This is a genomic window from Pseudomonas sp. WS 5071, from assembly GCF_012985765.1.
Taxonomy (GTDB): Bacteria; Pseudomonadota; Gammaproteobacteria; order Pseudomonadales; family Pseudomonadaceae; genus Aquipseudomonas; species Aquipseudomonas lundensis_A.
Genome location: NZ_JAAQWY010000045.1, coordinates 1 through 20,940, shown reverse-complemented (window position 1 = coordinate 20,940; position 20,940 = coordinate 1). Strand labels below are relative to the sequence as shown.

The window sequence follows — 20,940 nt, the reverse complement described above, 5'->3', positions numbered from 1 at the left end:
AACACGGAGAACCGGTCGAAAAAGCTCTCCGTACATGATTTTTCGGTCACTTTTCGTCCAATGACGCTGTAGGTGCCTGGAAAATTGCAACTTGCCGCGGCTGCACGACAAGTTGATCGGAGCATCCTTAAGCGCACTGTAATTAGGAGGGCTTATGCAGCTCACCCCGAGAGAAATCGATAAGTTAATGATTTACACCTTGTCGGACGTGGCACTGCGGCGCAAGGCTCGTGGTTTGAAGTTGAACTTTCCGGAGGCCGTTTCAATTATTACTGTCACGGCGCTTGAAGGTGCTCGCGATGGCAAGTCAGTTGAAGACGTGATGACCGAAGCGGGAAAAGTACTGACCAAAGATGACGTCATGGAAGGTGTCAGTGACCTGATCCCGAACGTTCAGGTGGAAGCGATTTTTACCGATGGCAGCCGTCTGGTCACGGTCCACGACCCGATCAAATAACGGCGCGCAGTCAAGCCGGTTAACGCCAAACACACACGTTTGAGGATTCCGTCATGAGCACCAAAAAGCCCGCGTCACCCCAACCTGCACAATCACCGCATCAGGACACCCATCCTGACCACCATATCCCCCACGCCAAAAACCCAGGCGGGGTCTCCACCGGCAATGAAAGCAACGTTCCACTGGGCGGCTGCATCTACGCCAGCACGCCGATCACGTTCAACGAAGACCGTGCAGTAACCAAGGTCAAAGTACGCAACACCGGCGACCGCCCGATTCAAGTCGGCTCGCACTTTCACTTTTTCGAAGTTAACCGCGCCCTGGAATTTGACCGCGCTGCGGCCTTCGGCAAGCGCCTGAACATCACGGCCACCACGGCCATTCGTTTCGAGCCGGGGGATGAAATTGAAGTGCCGTTGATCCCGTACGGCGGCAAACAGACCTTGTACGGTTTCAACAACCTGGTGGACGGCTGGGCCCCCGACAGTACGGTCAGCGGCCATGAACGCCCGGAAAAACTGCAAGCCATCAAGCGCGCAGCCGATCGCGGCTTCAAGTTTTCCAAACCATCCAACTAAGCGCCGCATTTCACACTTTGCCAGCGCGCCGTTGCGTCATTGACGAATGCGCCGCATGAAGGAAGGAGCCACCGATGCCAACTATTTCACGCAAAGAATATGCCGGGCTGTTCGGCCCGACCACGGGCGACAAGATCCGCCTGGGCGACACTGACCTGTTTGTAGAAATTGAAAAGGACCTGCGCGGCTATGGCGAGGAGGCCGTGTACGGCGGCGGCAAATCGCTGCGCGACGGCATGGGCGCCAATAACAACCTGACCCGCGATAACGGTGTGCTCGACCTGGTCATCACCAACGTCACCATCATTGACGCCATTCAGGGTGTGATCAAAGCCGACGTGGGAATTCGCGACGGCAAAATCTGCGGGATCGGTAAAAGCGGTAACCCCGGCACCATGAGCGGTGTGACCAATAACATGGTGGTGGGCGTGAGCACGGATGCTATTTCCGGCGAGCACCTGATCCTGACCGCTGCCGGGATCGACACCCACATTCACTTGATCTCGCCACAACAGGCTTACCACGGCCTGTCCAACGGCATCACCACATTCTTCGGCGGCGGTATCGGCCCTACCGACGGCACCAACGGCACCACTGTGACGCCGGGCCCGTGGAACATCCGGCAGATGCTGCGCTCGCTCGAAGGCTTACCGATCAACGTCGGCCTGCTGGGCAAGGGCAACTCCTTTTCCCGCGACCCGTTGGCGGAACAAATCATTGCCGGTGTGGCCGGGCTCAAAGTCCACGAAGACTGGGGCGCTACCTCCAACGCCCTGCGCCATGCCCTGCGTACCGCCGATGAAATGGACATTCAGGTTTCGGTGCACACCGACAGCCTCAATGAATGCGGCTATGTCGAGGACACCATCGATGCCTTCGAAGGGCGCACCATCCACACTTTCCACACCGAAGGCGCAGGCGGCGGTCACGCCCCCGACATCATTAAAGTGGCCAGCCAGCTCAACGTATTGCCCAGCTCGACCAACCCCACCCTGCCCTACGGTGTCAACAGCCAGGCCGAGTTGTTCGACATGATCATGGTCTGTCACAACCTCAACCCCAACGTTCCGGCCGACGTGTCGTTTGCCGAAAGCCGGGTGCGCCCGGAAACCATCGCCGCCGAAAACGTGCTGCAAGACATGGGCGTGATCTCTATGTTTTCCAGTGACTCCCAGGCCATGGGCCGGGTCGGTGAAAACTGGCTGCGGGTGATGCAAACCGCCCACGCGATGAAAGTTTCACGTGGCAAGCTGCCGGAAGACAGCGACGGTAACGACAACTTCCGCGTGCTGCGTTACGTGGCCAAAATCACCATCAATCCGGCCATTGCCCAGGGTGTGAGCCATGTCATCGGCTCTGTCGAAGTGGGCAAGATGGCCGACCTGGTGCTGTGGGACCCGCGCTTCTTCGGGGCCAAGCCGAAACTGGTGATCAAGGGCGGCATGATCAATTGGGCTGCCATGGGTGACCCTAACGCCTCCCTGCCGACCCCGCAGCCGGTGTACTACCGTCCGATGTTCGGGGCCTTCGGCAAAACCATGCAGGACACCTGCGTGACCTTCGTGTCACAGGCCGCGCTGGAAGACGGGGTCAAGGAAAAGGCCGGGCTGGATCGTCAAGTCATGGCCGTGCGCAACTGCCGCACCATTTCCAAGAAAGATTTGGTGCGCAATGACCAGACGCCAAAAATCGAAGTCAACCCTGAAACCTTCGAGGTGAAAGTGGACGGCGTGCACGCCACCTGCAAGCCGATCGATGTAGCCACCATGAACCAGCGGTATTTCTTCGGCTAAGGCAGAACGCCCGGCCGGCACCAAGGGTGTGGATGGCCGGGCATCAAGGAAGGAGTTTGCGACGTGATTTTGATCGAACACATTCTGGGCAATGCCAAGAAAGACCCGGCCTGGCAGCACAAACTCGAAGGCGCCCACATTGACCTGCTGGTGCTGGATCAGCGTGAAGCGCAGAAAAGCCGCTGCCGACGTGCCAGCCTCGGCGGACGTGACCTGGGCATTTCACTGGAGCGCAACGTGGTGCTGGCCGACGGCGACGTGCTGATGTGGGACGAAGCCAGCAAAACGGCCGTGGTGGTGCAACTGAACCTGCGCGACGTCATGGTGATCGACCTCAAGGAGCTGAAAAAACAGCCCCTCGACGTGTTGATCAAGACCAGTTTCGAACTCGGCCACGCACTGGGCAACCAGCACTGGAAGGCCGTGACCAAGCACAACGAGGTGTACATCCCGCTCACGGTGGAAACCAAGATGATGGACTCGGTGATGCGCACCCACGGTTTTGAGCACTTGCCCTACGCCTTCATTGGCGGCGCCGAGATCCTGCCCCTCCTCACCAGCTCTGAAGCACGCCTGTTGTTTGGCGGTGCCGAAGAAACCGACACCCACGTTCACGTCGCCAGCCCTCAGGACAAGCTGGATGCAGCGGCGCTGAAGATTCACGGCGTGCACAGCCATGGCGACGGCATCAGCCATAGTCACAGCCACGACCATGGCCATACGCACCACGACCACAAGCACTGAAACTTGCAGAAGGCGTGACCATGAAGGCAGCAGATCTCATACGCATCATGCAGTTTGGCGACTCGGTGTTACCGGTCGGTGCATTCACGTTCTCCAACGGGGTCGAGTCCGCGATTCAGACCGGCATCGTTCACGATGTGGCAACGCTCAAAGGTTTTGTGCTGACGGCGCTCAAGCAGGCCGCCAGTTGCGACGGTATGGGTGTGGTTGCGGCCCACCGCGCGGCCTTGGCCGATGACCGTGAGGGCATTTTGCGTGCGGACTGGGCGGTCAATAACCGCAAGCTCAACGAAGAAAGCCGCTTGATGGCAACGCGCATGGGCAAAAAACTCGCGGAAATGTCGATCCATGTGGTGGAGACCCCGCTGGTGCGCTGGTGGCTGGAACAGATCAAGGCCGGTAACGCCGCAGGCACCTACCCCGTGACCCAGGCAGTCGTGATGTCGACCCAGGGCATCGGCGCCCGCGAGGTGGTGGTGATGCACCAGTACGGGGTGGCGATGACTATCCTCAGCGCCGCCATGCGCCTGATGCGTGTCACGCACCTGGACACCCAGCACATCCTGTTTGAACTCAACCACGACATCGAAGCGTTCTGTGACATCGCTGAAATCGGCGATATCGAGCAGATGGCCTCCTATGTGCCGATTGTCGACGTGTTGGCTGCGGTCCACGTCAAAGCCCATGTGCGGCTGTTTATGAACTGACCCGATGCACAGCGCTGGCCCCAGCCCGCGCTGCACCTGTTTGCAAGACTGTTTTAGGAGCAAGGCCTGTGAAAAAGATTACGCGTATTGGTATTGGCGGCCCGGTCGGCTCGGGTAAAACCGCAATTATTGAAGTGATCACCCCGATCCTGATCAAGCGCGGTTACAAACCGTTGATCATCACCAATGACATCGTCACCACCGAAGACGCCAAGCAGGTTAAACGCACGCTCAAGGGCATCCTCGACGAAGACAAGATTCTCGGCGTTGAAACGGGCGCCTGCCCGCACACCGCGGTGCGCGAAGACCCGAGCATGAACATTGCCGCCGTGGAGGAAATGGAAGAGAAATTCCCCGACAGCGACCTGATCATGATTGAAAGCGGCGGCGACAACCTGACACTGACCTTCAGCCCGGCACTGGCCGACTTCTACATTTATGTGATCGACGTGGCCGAAGGCGAGAAAATCCCGCGCAAAAATGGCCCGGGGCTGGTGCAGGCCGACATTCTGATCATCAACAAAATCGACCTTGCGCCGTACGTGGGTGCCAGCCTCGACGTAATGGAAAGCGACACCAAAGTGGTGCGCGGCAACCGCCCGTACATCCTCACTAACTGCAAGACCGGCCAAGGCATTGAAGAACTGGTGGACATGATTGAACACATGTTCCTGTTCGCCCAAAAACCTGCTGCCCGCGAGGTCACTGCATGACAGCTCAGAGCCTGAACATCGTGAACACCCCTTCACGGCTTCGCGCTCATGCATTGGGTCAGGACGCGCCGGAGCTGGCGGAGTATCAAAACGAACCGCCGCAGATGCACAGCGGCGCGGTCGGCAAGAGCGGTTATTTGCGCCTGGGGTTTGAGCGGCGTGGGGATCGCAGCATATTGGCGGACGTGGAGCGACGCGTGCCGTCACTGGTGCAGCGGGCCTTGTACTGGGACGAAGAAATGCCCGGTCTGCCCTGCGTGACGATGATTTCGACCTCCGGCTGTGTGCTGCAAGGCGACCGCTTGGCCACTGACGTCCATGTGGGGGTGGGCGCATCCGGGCACGTTACTACCCAGTCGGCCACCAAAGTGCATTCAATGAATGCCAACTATGCCTCGCAGATCCAGCAGTTTCGGGTCGAAGAGGACGGCTATCTGGAGTTCATGCCCGACCCGCTGATCCCGCACCGCGATGCGCGGTTTATCACCGACACCCGAATCAAGATCCATCCCACCGCCACGGCGATTTACAGCGAGATCCTCATGTCCGGGCGCAAATACCACCATGTGGATGAGCGTTTCGGTTTTGACGTGTATTCGTCGCGGGTCTGCGCCGAAAACCTTGAGGGCCGGGAGTTGTTTGTCGAGAAATACGTGCTGGAGCCAAAGAAGGAAAGCCTCGACGCGATTGGCGTGATGCAGACCTTCGATGTGTTCGGCAACGTGGTGCTGCTCACACCCCAAGTGCATCACGACCGGATTGTCGAGCGCGTGCCTGCCCTGTTCGACATCAAGGCAGGGCTGGCCAGCGGCGTGACCCGCCTGCCGAATAACTGCGGGCTGATCTTCAAGGTGTTGGGCAATGACAGCGGTCAGGTCAAGGCACAGATTCGCGAGTTCTGGAAAATCGCCCGTGAGGAGATTCTGGGGGTCACGTTAGGGCCGCAGTTTCTCTGGCGTTAAGCAATTCACACTGCGCAGTAGTGACCGGGACCGGCTGCGGCCCCGGTGATTGCAATTCCTTTGCAGCCCGAACGGAGAAACCTCTATGGATGTTGCCAAAGCGCCCGGATCCAAGTGGACACAGCTGGCAAACGGCAATGTGGTGATTGAGTTTATCGACGTCACCCTGCGCGGCTGTGCTCAAGTCATGTTTCAGAACAACCCGTTGACCGGGTTGCTATTCTTCGCCGCGATCTTTGTGGGCGCCTATGCCGAAGGAATCCCGGCCGTGGCCTGGGGCTGCGTACTGGGTACGGCGGTGGCGACGCTCGCTGGGCTTAACCTCCAAGACCGCACGTCGTGGAAAGCCGGGTTGTACGGCTACAACGGTTGCCTGGTAGGCGCGGCGTTGCCGACCTTCCTGGACGTCACACCGGTGCTGTGGCTGTGCATCATCCTCGGCAGCGTGGTGTCAGTGATCGTCATGCTCTGCATCGCCGATATTCTCAAGACCTGGAAAGTCGCCGCCCTGACCGCCCCGTTTGTTTTGGTGACCTGGACGATCCTGCTGGCCAGCTATGCCTTCGGCGGCCTGACCAACACGGCGCTACCGGTCCCCAACCTGCCCCACGACCTGGTCGCCCACAACAGCAACCTGTTCGATGGCATTCACCTGATTGACGGGCTGTTCAACGGGATTTCCGAAGTGTTCCTGATCAGCACCCTGATCGGCAGCGTGCTGTTTATCGCAGGATTGGCAGTGTCTTCAGTCTGGGCTGCGGTGTTTGCCGTGTGCGGATCACTGCTGGCGGTGCTGACGGCCACGGTGCTGCAAGCCGAGCATGCCAGCATCAACAATGGCATGTACGCGTTCAGCGCCGTGCTGACTGCCATCGCGCTGGGCTCGACCTTCAACACTCCCAGCTGGCGAGTGCTGATCTACACCCTGATCGGGGTGATCTTCACTGTCTTTGTGCAAGGGGCTTTGAATACCCTGCTGACCCCGGTGGGCATACCGACCCTGACCATGCCGTTTGTGTTGGCTTCCTGGTTATTTTTGGTGCTCAACAAAGACGTCATGCCCGCCCACCGCCAGTAGCGTTCACTTTTAGCGGAGCCTTTATATGACAGCCATCGCTCAACCTCTGGCCGCAGCCGCTCCCTCAAACACCCGGCGCAACGCGATCTATTTGCTGACCGGCTTGATTGTCGCCAATGCATTGGCATGGCTCTGGGCCTTCAGTGAATTCGGCACCAACCCGGTGCTGATGGGCACTGCGCTACTGGCCTACAGCTTTGGCCTGCGCCATGCGGTCGATGCTGACCACATTGCGGCCATCGACAACGTCACTCGCAAACTCATGCAGCAAGGCAAAACCCCGATTGCCGTGGGCACTTATTTCTCCCTCGGGCATTCCACCATCGTGGTTCTGGCATCGCTGGCTATCGCCGCCACAGCCATGGCGTTCAAAGACGACATGGTGTGGTTCCACGAAACCGGCGGGCTGATCGGCACGCTGGTTTCGGCCCTGTTTCTGCTGCTGTTCGGTGTGCTGAACCTGGTGATCCTGATCTCGGTGTACAAGAAGTTCAGGCAGGTCAAAGCCGGTAAAACCTTGGCCCCGGAAGAACTCGACGGGTTGGTCAGCAACAGCGGCGGCTTGATGGCACGGGTGTTTCGACGGGTATTTAACCTGGTCAACAAGAGCTGGCACATGTACCCCGTGGGGTTTCTCTTTGGCCTGGGGTTCGACACCGCCACTGAAATCGGCCTGCTGGGCATCAGTGCCACCAGTGCTTCCCATGGCATCAACCTGTGGTCGATCATGGTCTTCCCGGTGCTGTTCGCAGTGGGCATGGCGCTGGTGGATTCGCTGGACAATTTCGTGATGATCGGCGCCTACGGCTGGGCGTTTTCCAAACCCGTGCGCAAGCTTTACTACAACATCACCATCACCGCAGCCTCGGTGGTGGTGGCCTTGTTTATCGGCGGAGTTGAAGCCCTCGGGCTGATTGCCGACAAACTGGAACTCACCGGTGGTATCTGGACCCCGATCAACGCCATCAGCGACAACTTCGGCGAAATCGGTTACTGGATCATCGGCATGTTCGTGTTGTGCTGGCTGGTCTCAGCCTTGAATTACTACCTGCGCGGTTATGACCATTTAGGAGCCAATGCCTGATGAACAGACTCAGCAAAAGGACGTGCGCGTTACACGCTGACCGACACTCCATCCACTCTTTCACTGAGGCGTCGTAGCAATCATGACTTTAAAAGAGGACGTAAAAGCCCGATTCTCATTTGCCTACGGGGTCGCCCTGCTGGTGGCCATCAATGGCTTTCTCTTGTTTTTGCCGGTCTTGCAACGGGGGGTGGCGCACTCCAATGCCGCTTCCGGCACCTTTGATACCTGGAAGGAGGCTTTGAGTTTTCTGGCGCTGCTGGAAATTCCGGGGTTCGTGGTGGGGCTGGTGTTGCTGCTGATGTCCATCGGCCTGGTGATCAAGTCGCGCATCAGTTGGTTCTTCTCGCTGCTGCTGCTGGTGGCCACGGTCAGTGTCGACATATTCATCCTTAAAAACCCCGACGGGGTCACGCTGTTCTCATTGTTCAACATCGCCGTGCTGATTTATTTCTGGCGGCGCTTCGATCACTACAGCCTCGCGACCGGCAGCTTTTTCGCCGTGGTCAGTATCGCCTCGCTGATCGTCTACAGCATGCTCGGCACGCTTTACATGGGCGAACAATTCGCGCCACAGGTTACCGACCTGCCGACCGCGTTCTACTTCGCCATTGTGGTGATGTCCACCGTGGGCTTTGGCGACATTGTTCCGCACACCACCGACGCCCGCATGTTCACCCTGACAGTGATCATTCTGGGCATCACCATCTTCGCGATCTCGGTGGCGTCCATTGCCGGTCCGCTGATCAGCAACAACATCCAACGCATTGTTAAAGGCAGGATTACTCACATGGCGCGTAAAAATCACTACATTCTGGTAGGCACGGGTTCACTGGCACAAAACGTCTACAAAGGCCTGACTGATCGCGGCGAACACGTGACCGTGGTGTGTGCGCCGGGCAGCCAGCACGACCTGCCGGAAAAAGCCGACATCATTGAGGGCGACCCCTCGGCTACCTCGACCCTGAAGCTGGCCGGTGCCAACGAAGCCAAATACATCGTGGCGCTGTCCGAAAACGACGCCGATAACGTATTCGTGATTCTGGCCGCCAAGGAAGTGGCGGGCGATGACACGCAAGTCATTGCACTGGTCAATGAAACCCGGAACCTGGCCAAGGTCAAACGCGTCAACCCGACCATGGTGCTGTCATTGCCGTTACTGGGCAGTGAACTGCTGGTGCGCACCCTGCAAGGGGATGCCATCAACAATGACCTGATCACTGAAATGTTTTTTGGCAAGCGTATGTCGCTGGGCTGAGGCGTCGCCGGCCAGAGCAGGCGCGTTTGACTGCGCGCCTGCTGTTGCTAACTCAGGCTTGCGTATCACTTGTCGGTTGCGCAGGCAGTTTGGCCCCGGCGATCAACCCCAGTTCAACTGCCGCAAAGCCAATCACCAGGCTCGCCACCAAGTAGCAAATGGACACAAAGACCCCGGCCGGGTCTTTCATCATTTCAACCGCGCCGAACACAAAGCTGGAAAAGGTTGAAAGCCCGCCCATGATCCCGGTCCCGATCATCACGTGTACGTATTGATTGATGCGATTGCTTTTGAACAGTGACGTCGCCACGCCAAGCAAAAACGCAGCCACGATATTGGCCACAAAAATGTCCATGGGAAACCCGTCAGCCAGGCGTGGCACTGACAGCATGACGAACTCCCGGCACATGGCGCCAAACGCGCCGCCGACAAAAATCAAAATGATCAGATTCAACATGGTTCCTGCTCCTGATTAACGCGCCAGCCAGGCGCCAAACGCGGCAGCCGCCAAACCCAACACTACCGATACGATCAAATAACCGGCCGCCCAGGCGCGGTCTTTGGCCGTGGCCAGTTTCGAGGCATCCAGTTGCATGCTGCTGAAGGTGGTGTAGCCGCCCAGAATGCCGGTGAGCACGGCAGCGTTCAGAAAGTCACCGTAACGGTCCCGCCAGTCGACACTGAACAGAATGCTCAGGTAGCCGATCACAAACGCGCCGCTGACGTTGATGATGAACGTGCCTAGAGGCAACGGCCCCTTGTACAGTTGGCCAACCCGTAAACCGATCCACCAGCGCAGCAGTGAACCCAGCCCGCCTCCCAACCCGACCCAGAAAACGTCCAGTGCGGTCATGAAAATCCCTCTCGTGTCTGTCAATGAGTGGGAAGAACTCTAGTTCATATATGGGTGCCGGGCGTTTCGTGTCCCGCATCGGATTTGCCGGGCCAGCCCTCTGAAAAAGGAGTACCCTGCCGCCCTGCTTCGCATCCTGCCCACACGGAACCCTCATGTACCCCAATGCTGACCGCTACAACCCCGACACCGAATACGCCAACAAACTGGTCGACCGCATCGGCCAGACCCCGGCCTGGATTGCCTCGCGCATTGGCGTGACCGAAAAGCGTATGCGCTACATCCTCGCCGGTTCGCGCACGATCAAAAATGAAACCACCGACATTTTCATGACCTACGCCGAGCAGTTCTGCATGGAGTGCCTGGCTGTCGAAGCCAAGGCCGCCAAGGACCGCGCCAAGTCCAAAGCCCTGGCTGAAGCGTCGGGCAAGGCTTAAAACAACCCCATCTGCCCGCCCACCAACGCGCTGAAGTCGTCATCGACGAACACCAGAATCGCATCGGCCACGGGCTGTAGCTGACGCGTCAGGTAGTGATCGTAATCCACCGCGGCGGTCAGGTTCTCCAACGGCTGCGGCCCGGCCAAGGTGATGATGTAGCTGATCGTGCCGCCGCGCTGGTATTGGCGGGGCCGACCCTGTTGATCGTTGTATTCATCGGCCAGCCGTGCAGCGCGCACATGGGGCGGCACATTGCGCTCGTAGTCGCTGAGCGGCCGGCGCAGACGCTTGCGGTAGATCAACAAGGCGTCCTGTTCACCGGCCAGCGTTCTGCGCACGAAATCACGCACGTAATCCTGATACGGCTGACGTTTGAAGATGCGTTCATACAACGCCTGCTGGAACTGTTGCGCCAACGGCGACCAGTCGCTGCGCACCGTTTCAAGCCCTTTGTAGACCATCTCGAACTGGCCGTCGGCCCGCTCCACCATCCCGGCATAACGCTTTTTGCTGCCTTCCTCGGCCCCACGGATGGTCGGCATCAGGAAGCGTCGGTAATGGGTTTCGTATTGCAATTCGAGGGCGCTGCTCAGCCCGTATTCCTCGCGGACATGGTCTTGCCACCATTGATTGACGTGCTGCACCAGCTCGCGGCCAATGCGGCTGGCGTCGGCTTCGCTGTGCTCACTGCGCAGCCAGACGAAAGTAGAGTCGGTGTCGCCGTAGATCACGCTGTAACCCTTGGCCTCAATCAGCGCACGGGTTTTGAGCATGATGTCGTGCCCGCGCAGGGTGATGGACGACGCCAGCCGCGTGTCGAAAAAACGGCAACCGCTAGAACCCAGCACCCCGTAAAACGCGTTCATGATGATTTTCAGGGCTTGAGACAAGGGCGCGTTCTTCTCGCGTTTGGCCACTTCGCGGCCATTGGCCACACGCTCGATGATCGCGGGCAAGCAATGCCGGGTGCGGGAAAAACGGGCGCCGCGAAAGCCCGCTACCGACGCTGTATCGCCGGGATCGCGCAAGCCTTCAACCAGCCCCAGCGGGTCAATCAGAAAGGTGCGAATAATCGACGGATACAGGCTTTTGTAATCCAGTACCAACACCGACTCGTACAAGCCCGGCTGCGACTCCATGACAAACCCGCCGGGGCTTGCCTGGGGCGGGTTCTCCCCCAGATTGGGCGCCACAAAGCCCTGACGGTGCATCAACGGCATGTACAAATGGTAGAACGCGGCCACCGAGCCGCCACTGCGATCTGCCTCCAGCCCGGTGACGGACGCGCGCTCGAGCAAAAAAGTCAGCAGCTGCGTTTTCTCGAAGATCCGCGTCACCAACTCGCAGTCTTTGAGGTTGTAACGCGCCAGCGCCGGTTTGTCCTCGACGAACATGCGGTTGATCTCGTCCATGCGCTGGTACGGGGTGCTGATGTCCTTGCCTTCCCCGAGCAAGGTTTGCGCAACGTTCTCCAGACTGAACGAGGGGAACGACCAGGTGGCAGAGCGCAGGGATTCGATGCCATCGATGATCAGGCGCCCGGCCGCGCTGGCAAAAAAGTGATTGTTGCGCGCGCCGTGTTCACGCCATTGCATCTCGCTGCCGTCGCGCCCCAGCAACAACGGAATGCCAAGGCGACGCGCGTGTTCGTGCAGCACCCGCATGTCGAACTGCACCACGTTCCAGCCAATGATTGCGTCCGGGTCGTGGCGCAAAAACCACTGGTTCAGGCGTTGCAAGAGTTCGGCACAGGTGGCGCAGAACTCAAGGTCGAAATCCACCGGAGTATCCACTGCCGTGGCCTTGCCCAGCATGTACACCTGGCGCTGCCCGCAACCTTCAAGGGCAATGGAATACAAATCACCCTGTTCGCTGGTCTCGATGTCCAGTGACACCAGTTTCAAGCGAGGTCGATAGTCTGGATGGGGTTTGATCTGCGCATCCATCCACAAGCCGTCCGGCTGCTCGCGTGCGCTGAAGCTCACAGGCGCGGTGATGAAACGCTCCATCAGGTAGCGCTCGGGAGGACGGATATCAGACTCATAAACGTCAAGCCCGGCACGCCGCAAACGCTGGGCGATGTCGGTCAGCTGGCCATACTGCCGGCAATACAGCCCGACCACGGGACGCGAATGAAAGTCGCACATCGCCAGTGCGCGGAACTCGACATGGCGCTCACCCTGCAACAGCGTTTGCGCCTGCTCGCACTGTTCGGCGGGGATGAACGCGGTGCACGACTGGAGCGGCAGACGCAGGCGTTGTGGCCCGCGGTCGGTGGCCAGCCAGAACTCGACTTCAATTCCCGACGGCGTGTCACGCCAGTGCCGGGTCAGCACAAAGCCCTGCTGCACGCTCACGCGAACAGCCTCAGTGCCGCGCGGAGCGGGTTACAGACACGTCGCCATCGCTGCCATTCGGCGCATGGCCACACTGTCATCCGGTTTGGCAGCGTAATAGCTCACTGATGTCCCGGTGCCCTGAGGCACCAGGTCGGCAAAGGATTCACCACCACGGGTATAGACCGTCATGCCACCGTTTTTACCGGTGTTCAGGTAACCACTGGCATCAACGCCGAAGACGGCTTCGTCCTGCCACGCAAACTGAATGCACTGTGCAACCAGCGGCGTTTCTTTGCTCGAAGCCAGCACCCGCACCGGCTTCTGATTGCGCGCTTCATTCATGGCAGAAGAAACACAACCGGCCAGCAGGGCCAGGCTCACAGCGCCAATCAGCATTCGCATCGGTTTACCCCTCGGAAAAGGGAGGAACGATAGCACGCGGCCCGCCGTGATTCATGCCAGAAGGTGTTTGCGACGAACACTGACCGGACGGCGCCCTTGATTTTTGGATCCAATAAATGAGCAGCTCAAAAAAAAGCCCAAGTAGCTGATGGAAACTTGGGCCTTAAAAATGCATAAACCGTGGTAGGTGAACGCGGGGCAATCTTACCGCAGCGTTACAACTCGTAACAAGATATTTTGCAGGATTTTTTTCAATTCTTTACTGACCTAAGTCATTAAATAACCACATGTTTTTAATAAGATTAAACCCGTAAGGCTATTCCAATTGGCTATAAGCTGAATCTTTTCAGCTGCTTATGACAATGGATCCGATTTTGGCCTTCATTTCACCTTGCGACTGAGGTCCTCGACGTTACGTTTCAACCCATCCATTTCGCGGTGCTGGTCGCTGACCTCACGCTTGAGCGCAGCCAGATCATTGGCACTTGAAGTAGACCCGGCACTGCGCTTGAGGTCCTCAACCTGCTGCGCGAGTTTGTCCAATGCTTTTTGTTGGTCTTGTGTGGTGCGCGTCAGCCGGGACAGTTCACTGGCACCCGTGTTGTGTGCCGAACCCGTGTCGCGTTTGAGCGCTTCAATCTGGCGCGCCTGTTCGCTGACGGTTTGCTTGAGCGACTGCAGCTCATTGAGGGCCTTGTTGTTGTCATCCAGTTTTTTTTGCATCTGCTGCAAATCATTGACGGTAAAACCTGAACTTCGCACGGTGTAGGTCCTGCCCGCCTCGCTTGCGCCCGCCAGAATGTCGTCGTTGTACACCGCACTGAACGGCCCCATGACCAGACGCGTCGGTTCACTGTCGGCAAAGGCCGCATTGACCGGCATCAGCAGCGCCGCGCTCAGGACGGAAACAGCAAACAAGGCTTTATGGGGACTGAACATCAATGAATTCCTTTGCAAATGGCCGAGATGGCACATCGCTATGACTGAGTATCCGGATTCTGGTTCCCGTCCGGCATGTCAGAGAAATGAACGACAGGCGCCAGAATGTGCATCGGAGATGGCCTAAACGCCCGGGATTTCGCTAAGCTCTGGCCACTAGTTCAGCCCTGCTGCGTGAGCCGTGCAATGAGAATTGATATGACCTGCCCTTTTAAAACACACGACGCTTTTACCCCCCGCCCCAGAAGTGATGCCAGCCGTCGCCTGTTTGCCTTCATCGCAAAAGCGGTGACGGCATGATCGAAGTGACTGAAGTCTCGATTGCCCACTTGCGCGCCGCGCTGGAATCAGGCCATACCACCGCCGTGGAGCTGGTCGAAGCCTACCTGCAGCGCATCGACGCCTATGACGGTCCGGACACTCCCACCGCACTGAATGCCGTGGTGGTCCGCAACCCGCAGGCACTCGCGCAGGCGCAGGCTTCAGACGAGCGTCGCGCCAAGGGCCAAACCCTGGGCCCACTGGACGGCATTCCGTATACCGCCAAGGACAGTTATCTGGTCAAGGGCCTGACTGCAGCTTCCGGCAGCCCTGCGTTCAAGGACCTGATTGCCTACCGCGATGCCTTCACCATCGAACGCCTGCGGGCGGCGGGAGCCATTTGCCTGGGCAAAACCAACATGCCACCCATGGCTAACGGCGGCATGCAACGCGGCGTCTACGGCAGGGCCGAAAGCCCATACAACGCCGATTACCTGACCGCACCGTTTGCCTCCGGCTCATCCAACGGCGCCGGCACAGCTACCGCTGCCAGTTTCGCAGCCTTCGGTCTTGCGGAAGAAACCTGGTCGAGCGGCCGCGGGCCTGCCTCCAACAATGGCTTGTGCGCGTATACCCCATCCCGGGGCGTAATTTCGGTGCGGGGCAACTGGCCACTGACGCCGACCATGGACGTGGTTGTCCCCTATGCGCGCACCATGGCTGACTTGCTTGAAGTACTCGACATCGTAGTGGCGGACGACCCTGAGACCCGCGGCGACCTGTGGCGCCTGCAACCCTGGGTGCCCATTCCAAGGGCCTCTTCGGTGCGCCCCGACGCCTACCTGCAACTGGCCGCTACCCCACAGGCCCTGGCCGGTAAACGCTTTGGCGTGCCGCGCATGTACATCAATGCAGACGCCGAAGCAGGCACCTCGGAAAACCCGGGAATCGGCGGCCCTACCGGGCAAAAGATCATCACGCGCGATTCAATAATGGACCTGTGGAAACAGGCACGCCACGCACTGGAAACGGCAGGCGCTGATGTGATTGAAGTGGACTTCCCGCTGGTCTCCAACTGCGAAGGTGACCGGCCGGGTGCGCCCACTGTATTTAACCGCGGGCTGGTGTCCAAAGCGTTTATGCACGACGAGCTGTGGGAACTGTCTGCTTGGGCATTCGATGATTTTCTGCGCGCCAACGGCGATCCGAAACTCAACTGCCTGGCCGATGTCGATGGGCCAAACATTTTCCCCCACGACCCCGGCACCCTGCCCAACCGTGAAGACGACCTCGCTGCCGGTATGGATGAGTACGTAAAAATGGCCAAGCGTGGCATTACCCCCTGGGATCAGATTGCCTCTTTGCCGGATGGCCTGCGCGGGCTGGAGCAAACCCGAAAGATCGATCTCGAAGACTGGATGGATGCACGCAAGCTGGATGCGGTGATCTTCCCGACGGTCGCTGATGTCGGCCCGGCCGATGCCGACGTGAATCCCGAATCAGCGGATATCGCCTGGAGCAACGGCGTGTGGGTGGCCAATGGCAATTTGGCCATTCGCCATCTGGGCGTCCCGACCGTCACAGTGCCGATGGGCGTCATGCACGACATCGGCATGCCTGTGGGGCTGACCTTTGCTGGCCGCGCCTACGATGACTCAGCCTTGCTGCGTCTGGCCAGCGCATTTGAAGCCACCGGCTCACGACGCAAAGTGCCGCCGCGTACGCCACCGCTTAGCAAACCTTAAGCAGTCAGGGGTTGGCGTAGCGCAATCGCCAACCCCTGCTCTTTTGTGCTCGATACAAGTGCCGGACACGCAAAATCGCTTCGCAAACAACACGCAAAGTGAGGACGGGGTTTTAGATTCAAAAGGATGGTTACGCAGAATGCGCAGCAACGGTATACGAGAAATACTGTAAGAAATGGCAGGGGCGGCTGGATTCGAACCAACGCATGGCAGGATCAAAACCTGCTGCCTTACCGCTTGGCGACGCCCCTGTATCTGTTGCGATGAGTGCTTGGCACTCGACTCCCGCGTGCTCAGCGCAAAACACATAAAGGGCTTTGAACTGCAGGCCATCGGATGACCTGTCCGGGAATGCGCGCAAATTTACCAACATTCGTAACATCTGGAAACCCCCAAACGCACAAATTTATTAAAAAACAGCCACTTAGTAGGAAAAACGGAAAATAACCGTCGAAAACAGCCTCATCAAAAGCACTGCTCGACAGGAAAAACCATTGCCCCCAAGTCAACGAGCGCTTGCGGGCAATGCCTGAGGGGTTAGTTTTGTGGAATCACCCGCGCGTCACTGCCCGCGCCTTCGATATACACGTGCATCCCCGGCTTAAGGACAGGGTTGATTGGCTGGGTAACCGACACCAGGACACCACTTTTGACCCGTACGATAATTTGCTGAACTTGCCGCGGTTGGTCATAGCGCTGTCTTTCGGTGTAGTTGCCGCCCGCCGCCCCGGCCAGCGCACCGGCCACCATCGCCACATCCCGCCCCGTGCCATGACCGATCAAGCTGCCTATCCCGGCCCCGGCAATCCCGCCCAAAATGGCGCCGACCCCGCTGTCATGGTTAGTCTGTGCCTGCGTAAGCTCAATTTGCTCAATGACCCCGGTGCGGATTTCATACTCATTTGGCCCCGGGTTATTCGCCCCGCCATTAACGCAAGCGGTAAGGACGAGTGCTACAAGTGCGATTGATAGCGTTGACAGAATGTTTCTCATCGCCGACTCCATAGTCCAGAAAGGGGTTAGTCAAACTGAAAAAGAGCGTAGCACACGGTTTTTTTGACGCCCGCTAGCGGCGCTTTGCCCTGCAACGTGAATGAAAAAACCCCGCACAAGGCGGGGTTCTGGTTTCAAGGGAGGGCTGTTGCGAGACCGCGCCCGTTATGAAGCCGCGTCCAGTTCAGCTTTAAGCGCCTTGGCGCTTGAGCGGCCACGTACCCAGCTAAACGCAATCGCGAGAATGAGGGCAAAGCCGACGTATCCCAGCAGTGGGTAAACAGTCCCGACCAATTTGCTAAAGCCACCCAGGCTCAAGGCCAGCCCCACGCACACAGCCACTGCGCTGGTCACCTTGAAACGACGCGTTTCAGGTTTTGCAAAACGGGCGCTGAACGCAAAGAACATCCCTACCGCCGTGCTGTACACCATGCAAACCAGGGCCAGCGACATCACAACCGACAGAATCGGCGAAATGCGGCCGGCCAGTGCCAGCGATGGCATTTCGATGCCCTGCAGTTGGTTGATATTGGCGAACAGGCCGATGTTCAACAGCAGGATCAGCACGCCCAATCCCAAACCGCCGAGTATGCCGCCCACAGCCGCGGCCTTCGGTTGTCGAGTCATGCCTCCGATCACAGCCAGCATCGGGAAACCTACCGCGATGTTGAACGATGCATACAACAGGGCCCCGACAAACCAGTTGCCGGACACCGTTTCGTTGTTCTCACGGGCGACAGCGTCGAGGGTCTCTACGGGTGCGTTGTAGCTGAAAATCGAATACGTGGTGATGATGAGCACCATGGCCAGCAGAAAGGGCATGACAGCGCTGATCAAATCAATGATGCGCTTGACGTTCATGCACAGGGTGGCGATCACCAGGAGCGTCATCAGTACGCCGCCAAACAAAGGTGGCATGTCGTACTGCTGAGCGAAGATTGAGCCGCTGCCAGCCAGCATTACCACGCCGACGCCATACAAGAAGAACGACAACACCACATCAACGACCCATCCAATACGTGCCCCGAACAGGCTGTAGAGAACCTCTTTGTGCGAATTGGCTTGCATCTTCGAGCTCATGCGGGCGATTTGCATACCCAAAAAGGCAAACATCAGGCCGCTCACCAGCGTGCCTGCGATGCCTATCAGCCCATAGCCGGTAAAAAACTGCAGCACCTCCTGTCCGGAAGCAAAGCCGCCGCCAATGACCACAGACATGTAAGCAAGAGCAATCTGGATGGACTGTTTATTCATTACACTTTTCTCATTCTTAGACTTATTAGGTGCACGCCACAGGAGACGCTGCCAGCGCCCTCTTCTGCGGGTAAAGCGCCCCGACAGAGCAGGTTCTCGAATCAGTCAGATAGGAGGTGCTGCGCAGGTAGACAGACGCCGAGCGCAGTATAAGAAGTGTCATGTAGTCCTTTTCACCATATACACCACCATATCTGGTGAAAAATGCGGCCTTAATGCGTTTGGCCTCATAAAAGTCTGGATCTTGTCTTTATTAACCCCAAAAACGATTGAAATATATTGATACAAGACAATCTTTACAAATCAGTCAGTTAGCGGTTTGGTGCTACGCGCTCTATAACGACATGAACGCTCATGTGCGAAATCCAGAGCGCAATACAGGTAAGTACGCCTGCGCATTCAGTCTTTTTAAAGGGGCTCACCTGCCTCCAGCTTAGCCAGCAAGTCCTGGCCACGTAGCCAAAGTGCCTCCTGCTTCGACTCAGGCATACGCGCGAGGTTTTTTTAGATCATGCTCATGCGTTGATTACTGAGCAGAAGATCACGGTGGCGCATCAAAAAATGCCAATAAAGCGCGTTGAATGGGCACGCGTCCTCACTCGTACTTTCGCTCACCTTGTAATCACAGCCACGGCAATAATCCGACATGCGCTTGATGTATTGCCCGCTGGCGCAATAAGGTTTGGAGCCCAGATAACCGCCATCGGCATGCATGACCATGCCAAGGGTATTGGGGAGTTCCACCCAGTCGAAGGCGTCCATGTAAATCGCCAGATACCACTCGCAAATTTGGCTCGGAGCAATTCCCGCCAACAGTGCGAAATTGCCGGTCACCATCAATCGTTGAATATGGTGCGCGTAGGCATGCTGCAAGCTTTGGTTGATGGCTTGACGCATGCAGTTCATCTTGGTGTCGCCTGTCCAGTAGAAGGCGGGAAGCGATCGGGTATTGCCGAACCTATTGGCATGGGCATAGTCAGGCATCTTCAGCCAGTAGACCCCCCTGACGTATTCCCGCCAGCCGATCAGTTGCCGAATGAAACCTTCGGCAGCGTTCAACGGGATACTGCCTGACCAATAAGCAGACGCCACATCACTGCACAGCTGATGCAAATCCAGCAAGCCAATATTGAGTGCAGCGCTGATACGGGCATGAAAAAGAAAGGGCTCGTCACTGGCCATTGCATCTTGATAGTCGCCAAAGGCCGCAAGGCCCCAATCAAGAAAGAACGCCCAGAGGACTTGGGCTTCGGCGTGCGTGACAGGGTAATCGTACTTGTCCAGTGAGCCATAGTGACTGGAGAAGTTTTGCGCCACCAACGCCAGTACCTCCTGCGTGATGGCATCGGGCGTAAAACGAGTAGGTAACGGGGGCTTAAGCCCTTTGGGTAACGGTTTTCGGTTTTGCGCATCAAAATTCCAGGCGCCTCCGACCGGGGTGCCGTCGCCATTGAGCAGTAACCCACTTTTGCGGCGCATTTCTCGATAAAAGAACTCCATGCGCAGCTGTTTTTTCCCTTTCGCCCAGTTCGCAAATTCATCACGCGTGCAGAGGAAACGACGATCGGAATGCCACTGGATGGCTAGACCGCAGGCCCTGAGTGATTGCTCCAGGCGCCAATCACCACACTCCGTGATATGAATTTCATCTGGCTGCAGCAGCGCCTGCCACCGCACCAATTCGCCCGGTACGGAGCCACTGTTGTCCGGCTCAACGAGCGAAACGTACTGCACGTTAAATCCGCGCTCACGCAAGGCCGCAGCAAAGTGGCGCATGGCACTCAAGATCAGAACGATTTTTTGCGGATGATGAGGGACATGCCTGGCCTCCTCCATCACCTCAACCATCAGTACCGTGTCGCGTTGTGCGTCGAGACACTGCAGTGACGCGAGATTGAAAGAGAGCTGGTCGCCCAACACCAGGCACAGCCGGTTTGGCCTTTTCATTCGATAAGTTCCTGCAGGGTTTAGTGGACAGGCATCAGGGACGCAAGAAGGCCTCGCGCCGACTCGATCAGTTCAGCAGACTTCTTTGCCGAGTAGGACGAGCCAGGTAGCGCAGTGCTATTTGCCCACTGGCGGGTTGGGACGCTTGTCAGAAGGCGCGGGGGGTGAAACCGTGCAGCGATTGTCGGTACAGCGCCGACGCCCATCTGGATGCGGCAACCAGCCCAAGTGCGGGCGCGATCAACAGCCGCGGCTGGGCGTTGAAACGGCTTTTGCCGTCGAGCAAGGCTTGCAGGCCGGTACGCTGACCCGAGGCCAAAACACCGCCGATGATGGCCGAGGTTTGCAGCGCTTCATCTTCCAGTTCGGCCACGCCGCACGCGACGATCACGG

Annotated in this window: 18 protein-coding genes, 1 tRNA gene and 3 pseudogenes; 12 read left to right on the top strand and 10 right to left on the bottom strand. The window is 58.0% G+C overall.

Annotated features, from left to right (window positions below; genetic code table 11):
* The first annotated feature begins 154 nt into the window (after nucleotides 1-154).
* The 10 genes and pseudogenes from HBN61_RS21090 to kch all read left to right on the top strand — a co-directional run bounded on the left by HBN61_RS21090 (nucleotide 155) and on the right by kch (nucleotide 9,374).
* Nucleotides 155-457, top strand: a complete 303-nt coding sequence (locus tag HBN61_RS21090) for an urease subunit gamma (RefSeq protein ID WP_047275719.1) — start codon at nucleotides 155-157, stop codon at nucleotides 455-457.
* Between the two features lie 53 nt (nucleotides 458-510).
* Nucleotides 511-930, top strand: a pseudogene (locus HBN61_RS21085) (urease subunit beta); the annotation flags it as partial.
* 179 nt (nucleotides 931-1,109) lie between these two features.
* Nucleotides 1,110-2,828 (top strand): urease subunit alpha, encoded by a 1,719-nt coding sequence (locus HBN61_RS21080; RefSeq protein ID WP_094993909.1) that lies wholly within the window; start codon nucleotides 1,110-1,112, stop codon nucleotides 2,826-2,828.
* 63 nt (nucleotides 2,829-2,891) lie between these two features.
* Nucleotides 2,892-3,572, top strand: coding sequence for an urease accessory protein UreE (locus HBN61_RS21075; protein ID WP_170047824.1), 681 nt, complete (start codon nucleotides 2,892-2,894; stop codon nucleotides 3,570-3,572).
* Between the two features lie 20 nt (nucleotides 3,573-3,592).
* Complete coding sequence (locus HBN61_RS21070; RefSeq protein WP_094993911.1) at nucleotides 3,593-4,279, top strand: urease accessory protein UreF; 687 nt, start codon at nucleotides 3,593-3,595, stop codon at nucleotides 4,277-4,279.
* 68 nt (nucleotides 4,280-4,347) lie between these two features.
* On the top strand, nucleotides 4,348-4,992 hold the full coding sequence (gene ureG / locus HBN61_RS21065) for an urease accessory protein UreG (protein ID WP_094993912.1): 645 nt from the start codon (nucleotides 4,348-4,350) through the stop codon (nucleotides 4,990-4,992).
* On the top strand, nucleotides 4,989-5,954 hold the full coding sequence (locus HBN61_RS21060) for an urease accessory protein UreD (RefSeq protein WP_170047823.1): 966 nt from the start codon (nucleotides 4,989-4,991) through the stop codon (nucleotides 5,952-5,954). Before ureG ends, HBN61_RS21060 begins: the two co-directional genes overlap by 4 nt.
* Before the next feature lie 85 nt (nucleotides 5,955-6,039).
* Nucleotides 6,040-7,032 (top strand): urea transporter, encoded by a 993-nt coding sequence (gene yut / locus HBN61_RS21055; protein WP_170047822.1) that lies wholly within the window; start codon nucleotides 6,040-6,042, stop codon nucleotides 7,030-7,032.
* A gap of 25 nt (nucleotides 7,033-7,057) precedes the next feature.
* Nucleotides 7,058-8,116, top strand: coding sequence for a HoxN/HupN/NixA family nickel/cobalt transporter (locus HBN61_RS21050; protein ID WP_094993914.1), 1,059 nt, complete (start codon nucleotides 7,058-7,060; stop codon nucleotides 8,114-8,116).
* Between the two features lie 82 nt (nucleotides 8,117-8,198).
* Nucleotides 8,199-9,374: a voltage-gated potassium channel protein gene (gene kch / locus HBN61_RS21045; RefSeq protein WP_170047821.1), complete on the top strand. Its 1,176-nt coding sequence runs from the start codon at nucleotides 8,199-8,201 to the stop codon at nucleotides 9,372-9,374.
* Between the two features lie 52 nt (nucleotides 9,375-9,426).
* On the opposite strand, the gene crcB (HBN61_RS21040) is transcribed toward kch, so the two are convergent.
* Both crcB (HBN61_RS21040) and crcB (HBN61_RS21035) read right to left on the bottom strand, forming a co-directional pair.
* Entirely contained in the window at nucleotides 9,427-9,831 is a 405-nt protein-coding gene (crcB, locus tag HBN61_RS21040) for a fluoride efflux transporter CrcB (RefSeq protein ID WP_094993916.1), read from the bottom strand.
* Nucleotides 9,832-9,846: 15 nt separating this feature from the next.
* The gene (crcB, locus tag HBN61_RS21035) at nucleotides 9,847-10,227 is read right to left on the bottom strand and encodes a fluoride efflux transporter CrcB (RefSeq protein WP_094993917.1); all 381 of its coding nucleotides are present in this window, start codon (nucleotides 10,225-10,227) and stop codon (nucleotides 9,847-9,849) included.
* Nucleotides 10,228-10,382: 155 nt separating this feature from the next.
* On the opposite strand from crcB (HBN61_RS21035), the gene HBN61_RS21030 reads away from it, so the two are divergent.
* Complete coding sequence (locus tag HBN61_RS21030; protein WP_094993918.1) at nucleotides 10,383-10,664, top strand: hypothetical protein; 282 nt, start codon at nucleotides 10,383-10,385, stop codon at nucleotides 10,662-10,664.
* Here the strand turns inward: HBN61_RS21030 and HBN61_RS21025 are convergent.
* The 3 genes from HBN61_RS21025 to HBN61_RS21015 all read right to left on the bottom strand — a co-directional run bounded on the left by HBN61_RS21025 (nucleotide 10,661) and on the right by HBN61_RS21015 (nucleotide 14,347).
* Nucleotides 10,661-13,024 (bottom strand): DNA polymerase II, encoded by a 2,364-nt coding sequence (locus tag HBN61_RS21025; RefSeq protein ID WP_170047820.1) that lies wholly within the window; start codon nucleotides 13,022-13,024, stop codon nucleotides 10,661-10,663. The two genes, HBN61_RS21030 and HBN61_RS21025, sit on opposite strands and share 4 nt — an antisense overlap.
* A gap of 30 nt (nucleotides 13,025-13,054) precedes the next feature.
* Nucleotides 13,055-13,408 carry a hypothetical protein gene (locus tag HBN61_RS21020; protein WP_094993920.1) on the bottom strand — a complete coding sequence of 118 codons (354 nt, stop codon included), beginning with the start codon at nucleotides 13,406-13,408 and terminating at the stop codon, nucleotides 13,055-13,057.
* Between the two features lie 381 nt (nucleotides 13,409-13,789).
* Nucleotides 13,790-14,347, bottom strand: coding sequence for a hypothetical protein (locus tag HBN61_RS21015; protein WP_170047819.1), 558 nt, complete (start codon nucleotides 14,345-14,347; stop codon nucleotides 13,790-13,792).
* A 296-nt stretch (nucleotides 14,348-14,643) separates the two neighbouring features.
* On the opposite strand from HBN61_RS21015, the gene HBN61_RS21010 reads away from it, so the two are divergent.
* Nucleotides 14,644-16,353: an amidase gene (locus HBN61_RS21010; RefSeq protein WP_170047818.1), complete on the top strand. Its 1,710-nt coding sequence runs from the start codon at nucleotides 14,644-14,646 to the stop codon at nucleotides 16,351-16,353.
* Nucleotides 16,354-16,529: 176 nt separating this feature from the next.
* Here HBN61_RS21010 and HBN61_RS21005 read toward each other — a convergent pair.
* The 5 genes and pseudogenes from HBN61_RS21005 to HBN61_RS20985 all read right to left on the bottom strand — a co-directional run.
* A tRNA-Gln gene (locus HBN61_RS21005) sits at nucleotides 16,530-16,604 on the bottom strand.
* A gap of 286 nt (nucleotides 16,605-16,890) precedes the next feature.
* Nucleotides 16,891-17,346 carry a glycine zipper 2TM domain-containing protein gene (locus HBN61_RS21000; protein WP_094993923.1) on the bottom strand — a complete coding sequence of 152 codons (456 nt, stop codon included), beginning with the start codon at nucleotides 17,344-17,346 and terminating at the stop codon, nucleotides 16,891-16,893.
* 165 nt (nucleotides 17,347-17,511) lie between these two features.
* On the bottom strand, nucleotides 17,512-18,600 hold the full coding sequence (locus HBN61_RS20995) for a YkvI family membrane protein (RefSeq protein WP_094993924.1): 1,089 nt from the start codon (nucleotides 18,598-18,600) through the stop codon (nucleotides 17,512-17,514).
* A 408-nt stretch (nucleotides 18,601-19,008) separates the two neighbouring features.
* Nucleotides 19,009-20,547, bottom strand: a pseudogene (locus HBN61_RS20990) (cryptochrome/photolyase family protein).
* A 232-nt stretch (nucleotides 20,548-20,779) separates the two neighbouring features.
* Nucleotides 20,780-20,940: pseudogene (locus tag HBN61_RS20985) on the bottom strand (phage tail sheath family protein); the annotation flags it as partial.

Excerpts from the sequence above, each read along its gene's own strand:
- yut (WP_170047822.1), top strand. The coding sequence starts at position 6,040 with ATGGATGTTGCCAAAGCGCCCGGATCCAAGTGGACACAGCTGGCAAAC.
- crcB (WP_094993917.1), bottom strand. The coding sequence starts at position 10,227 with ATGACCGCACTGGACGTTTTCTGGGTCGGGTTGGGAGGCGGGCTGGGT.
- HBN61_RS21090 (WP_047275719.1), top strand. The coding sequence starts at position 155 with ATGCAGCTCACCCCGAGAGAAATCGATAAGTTAATGATTTACACCTTG.
- HBN61_RS21060 (WP_170047823.1), top strand. The coding sequence starts at position 4,989 with ATGACAGCTCAGAGCCTGAACATCGTGAACACCCCTTCACGGCTTCGC.
- crcB (WP_094993916.1), bottom strand. The coding sequence starts at position 9,831 with ATGTTGAATCTGATCATTTTGATTTTTGTCGGCGGCGCGTTTGGCGCC.
- HBN61_RS21000 (WP_094993923.1), bottom strand. The coding sequence starts at position 17,346 with ATGAGAAACATTCTGTCAACGCTATCAATCGCACTTGTAGCACTCGTC.
- HBN61_RS20995 (WP_094993924.1), bottom strand. The coding sequence starts at position 18,600 with ATGAATAAACAGTCCATCCAGATTGCTCTTGCTTACATGTCTGTGGTC.
- kch (WP_170047821.1), top strand. The coding sequence starts at position 8,199 with ATGACTTTAAAAGAGGACGTAAAAGCCCGATTCTCATTTGCCTACGGG.
- HBN61_RS21010 (WP_170047818.1), top strand. The coding sequence starts at position 14,644 with ATGATCGAAGTGACTGAAGTCTCGATTGCCCACTTGCGCGCCGCGCTG.
- HBN61_RS21030 (WP_094993918.1), top strand. The coding sequence starts at position 10,383 with ATGTACCCCAATGCTGACCGCTACAACCCCGACACCGAATACGCCAAC.
- HBN61_RS21015 (WP_170047819.1), bottom strand. The coding sequence starts at position 14,347 with ATGTTCAGTCCCCATAAAGCCTTGTTTGCTGTTTCCGTCCTGAGCGCG.
- HBN61_RS21050 (WP_094993914.1), top strand. The coding sequence starts at position 7,058 with ATGACAGCCATCGCTCAACCTCTGGCCGCAGCCGCTCCCTCAAACACC.
- HBN61_RS21070 (WP_094993911.1), top strand. The coding sequence starts at position 3,593 with ATGAAGGCAGCAGATCTCATACGCATCATGCAGTTTGGCGACTCGGTG.
- HBN61_RS21020 (WP_094993920.1), bottom strand. The coding sequence starts at position 13,408 with ATGCGAATGCTGATTGGCGCTGTGAGCCTGGCCCTGCTGGCCGGTTGT.
- HBN61_RS21080 (WP_094993909.1), top strand. The coding sequence starts at position 1,110 with ATGCCAACTATTTCACGCAAAGAATATGCCGGGCTGTTCGGCCCGACC.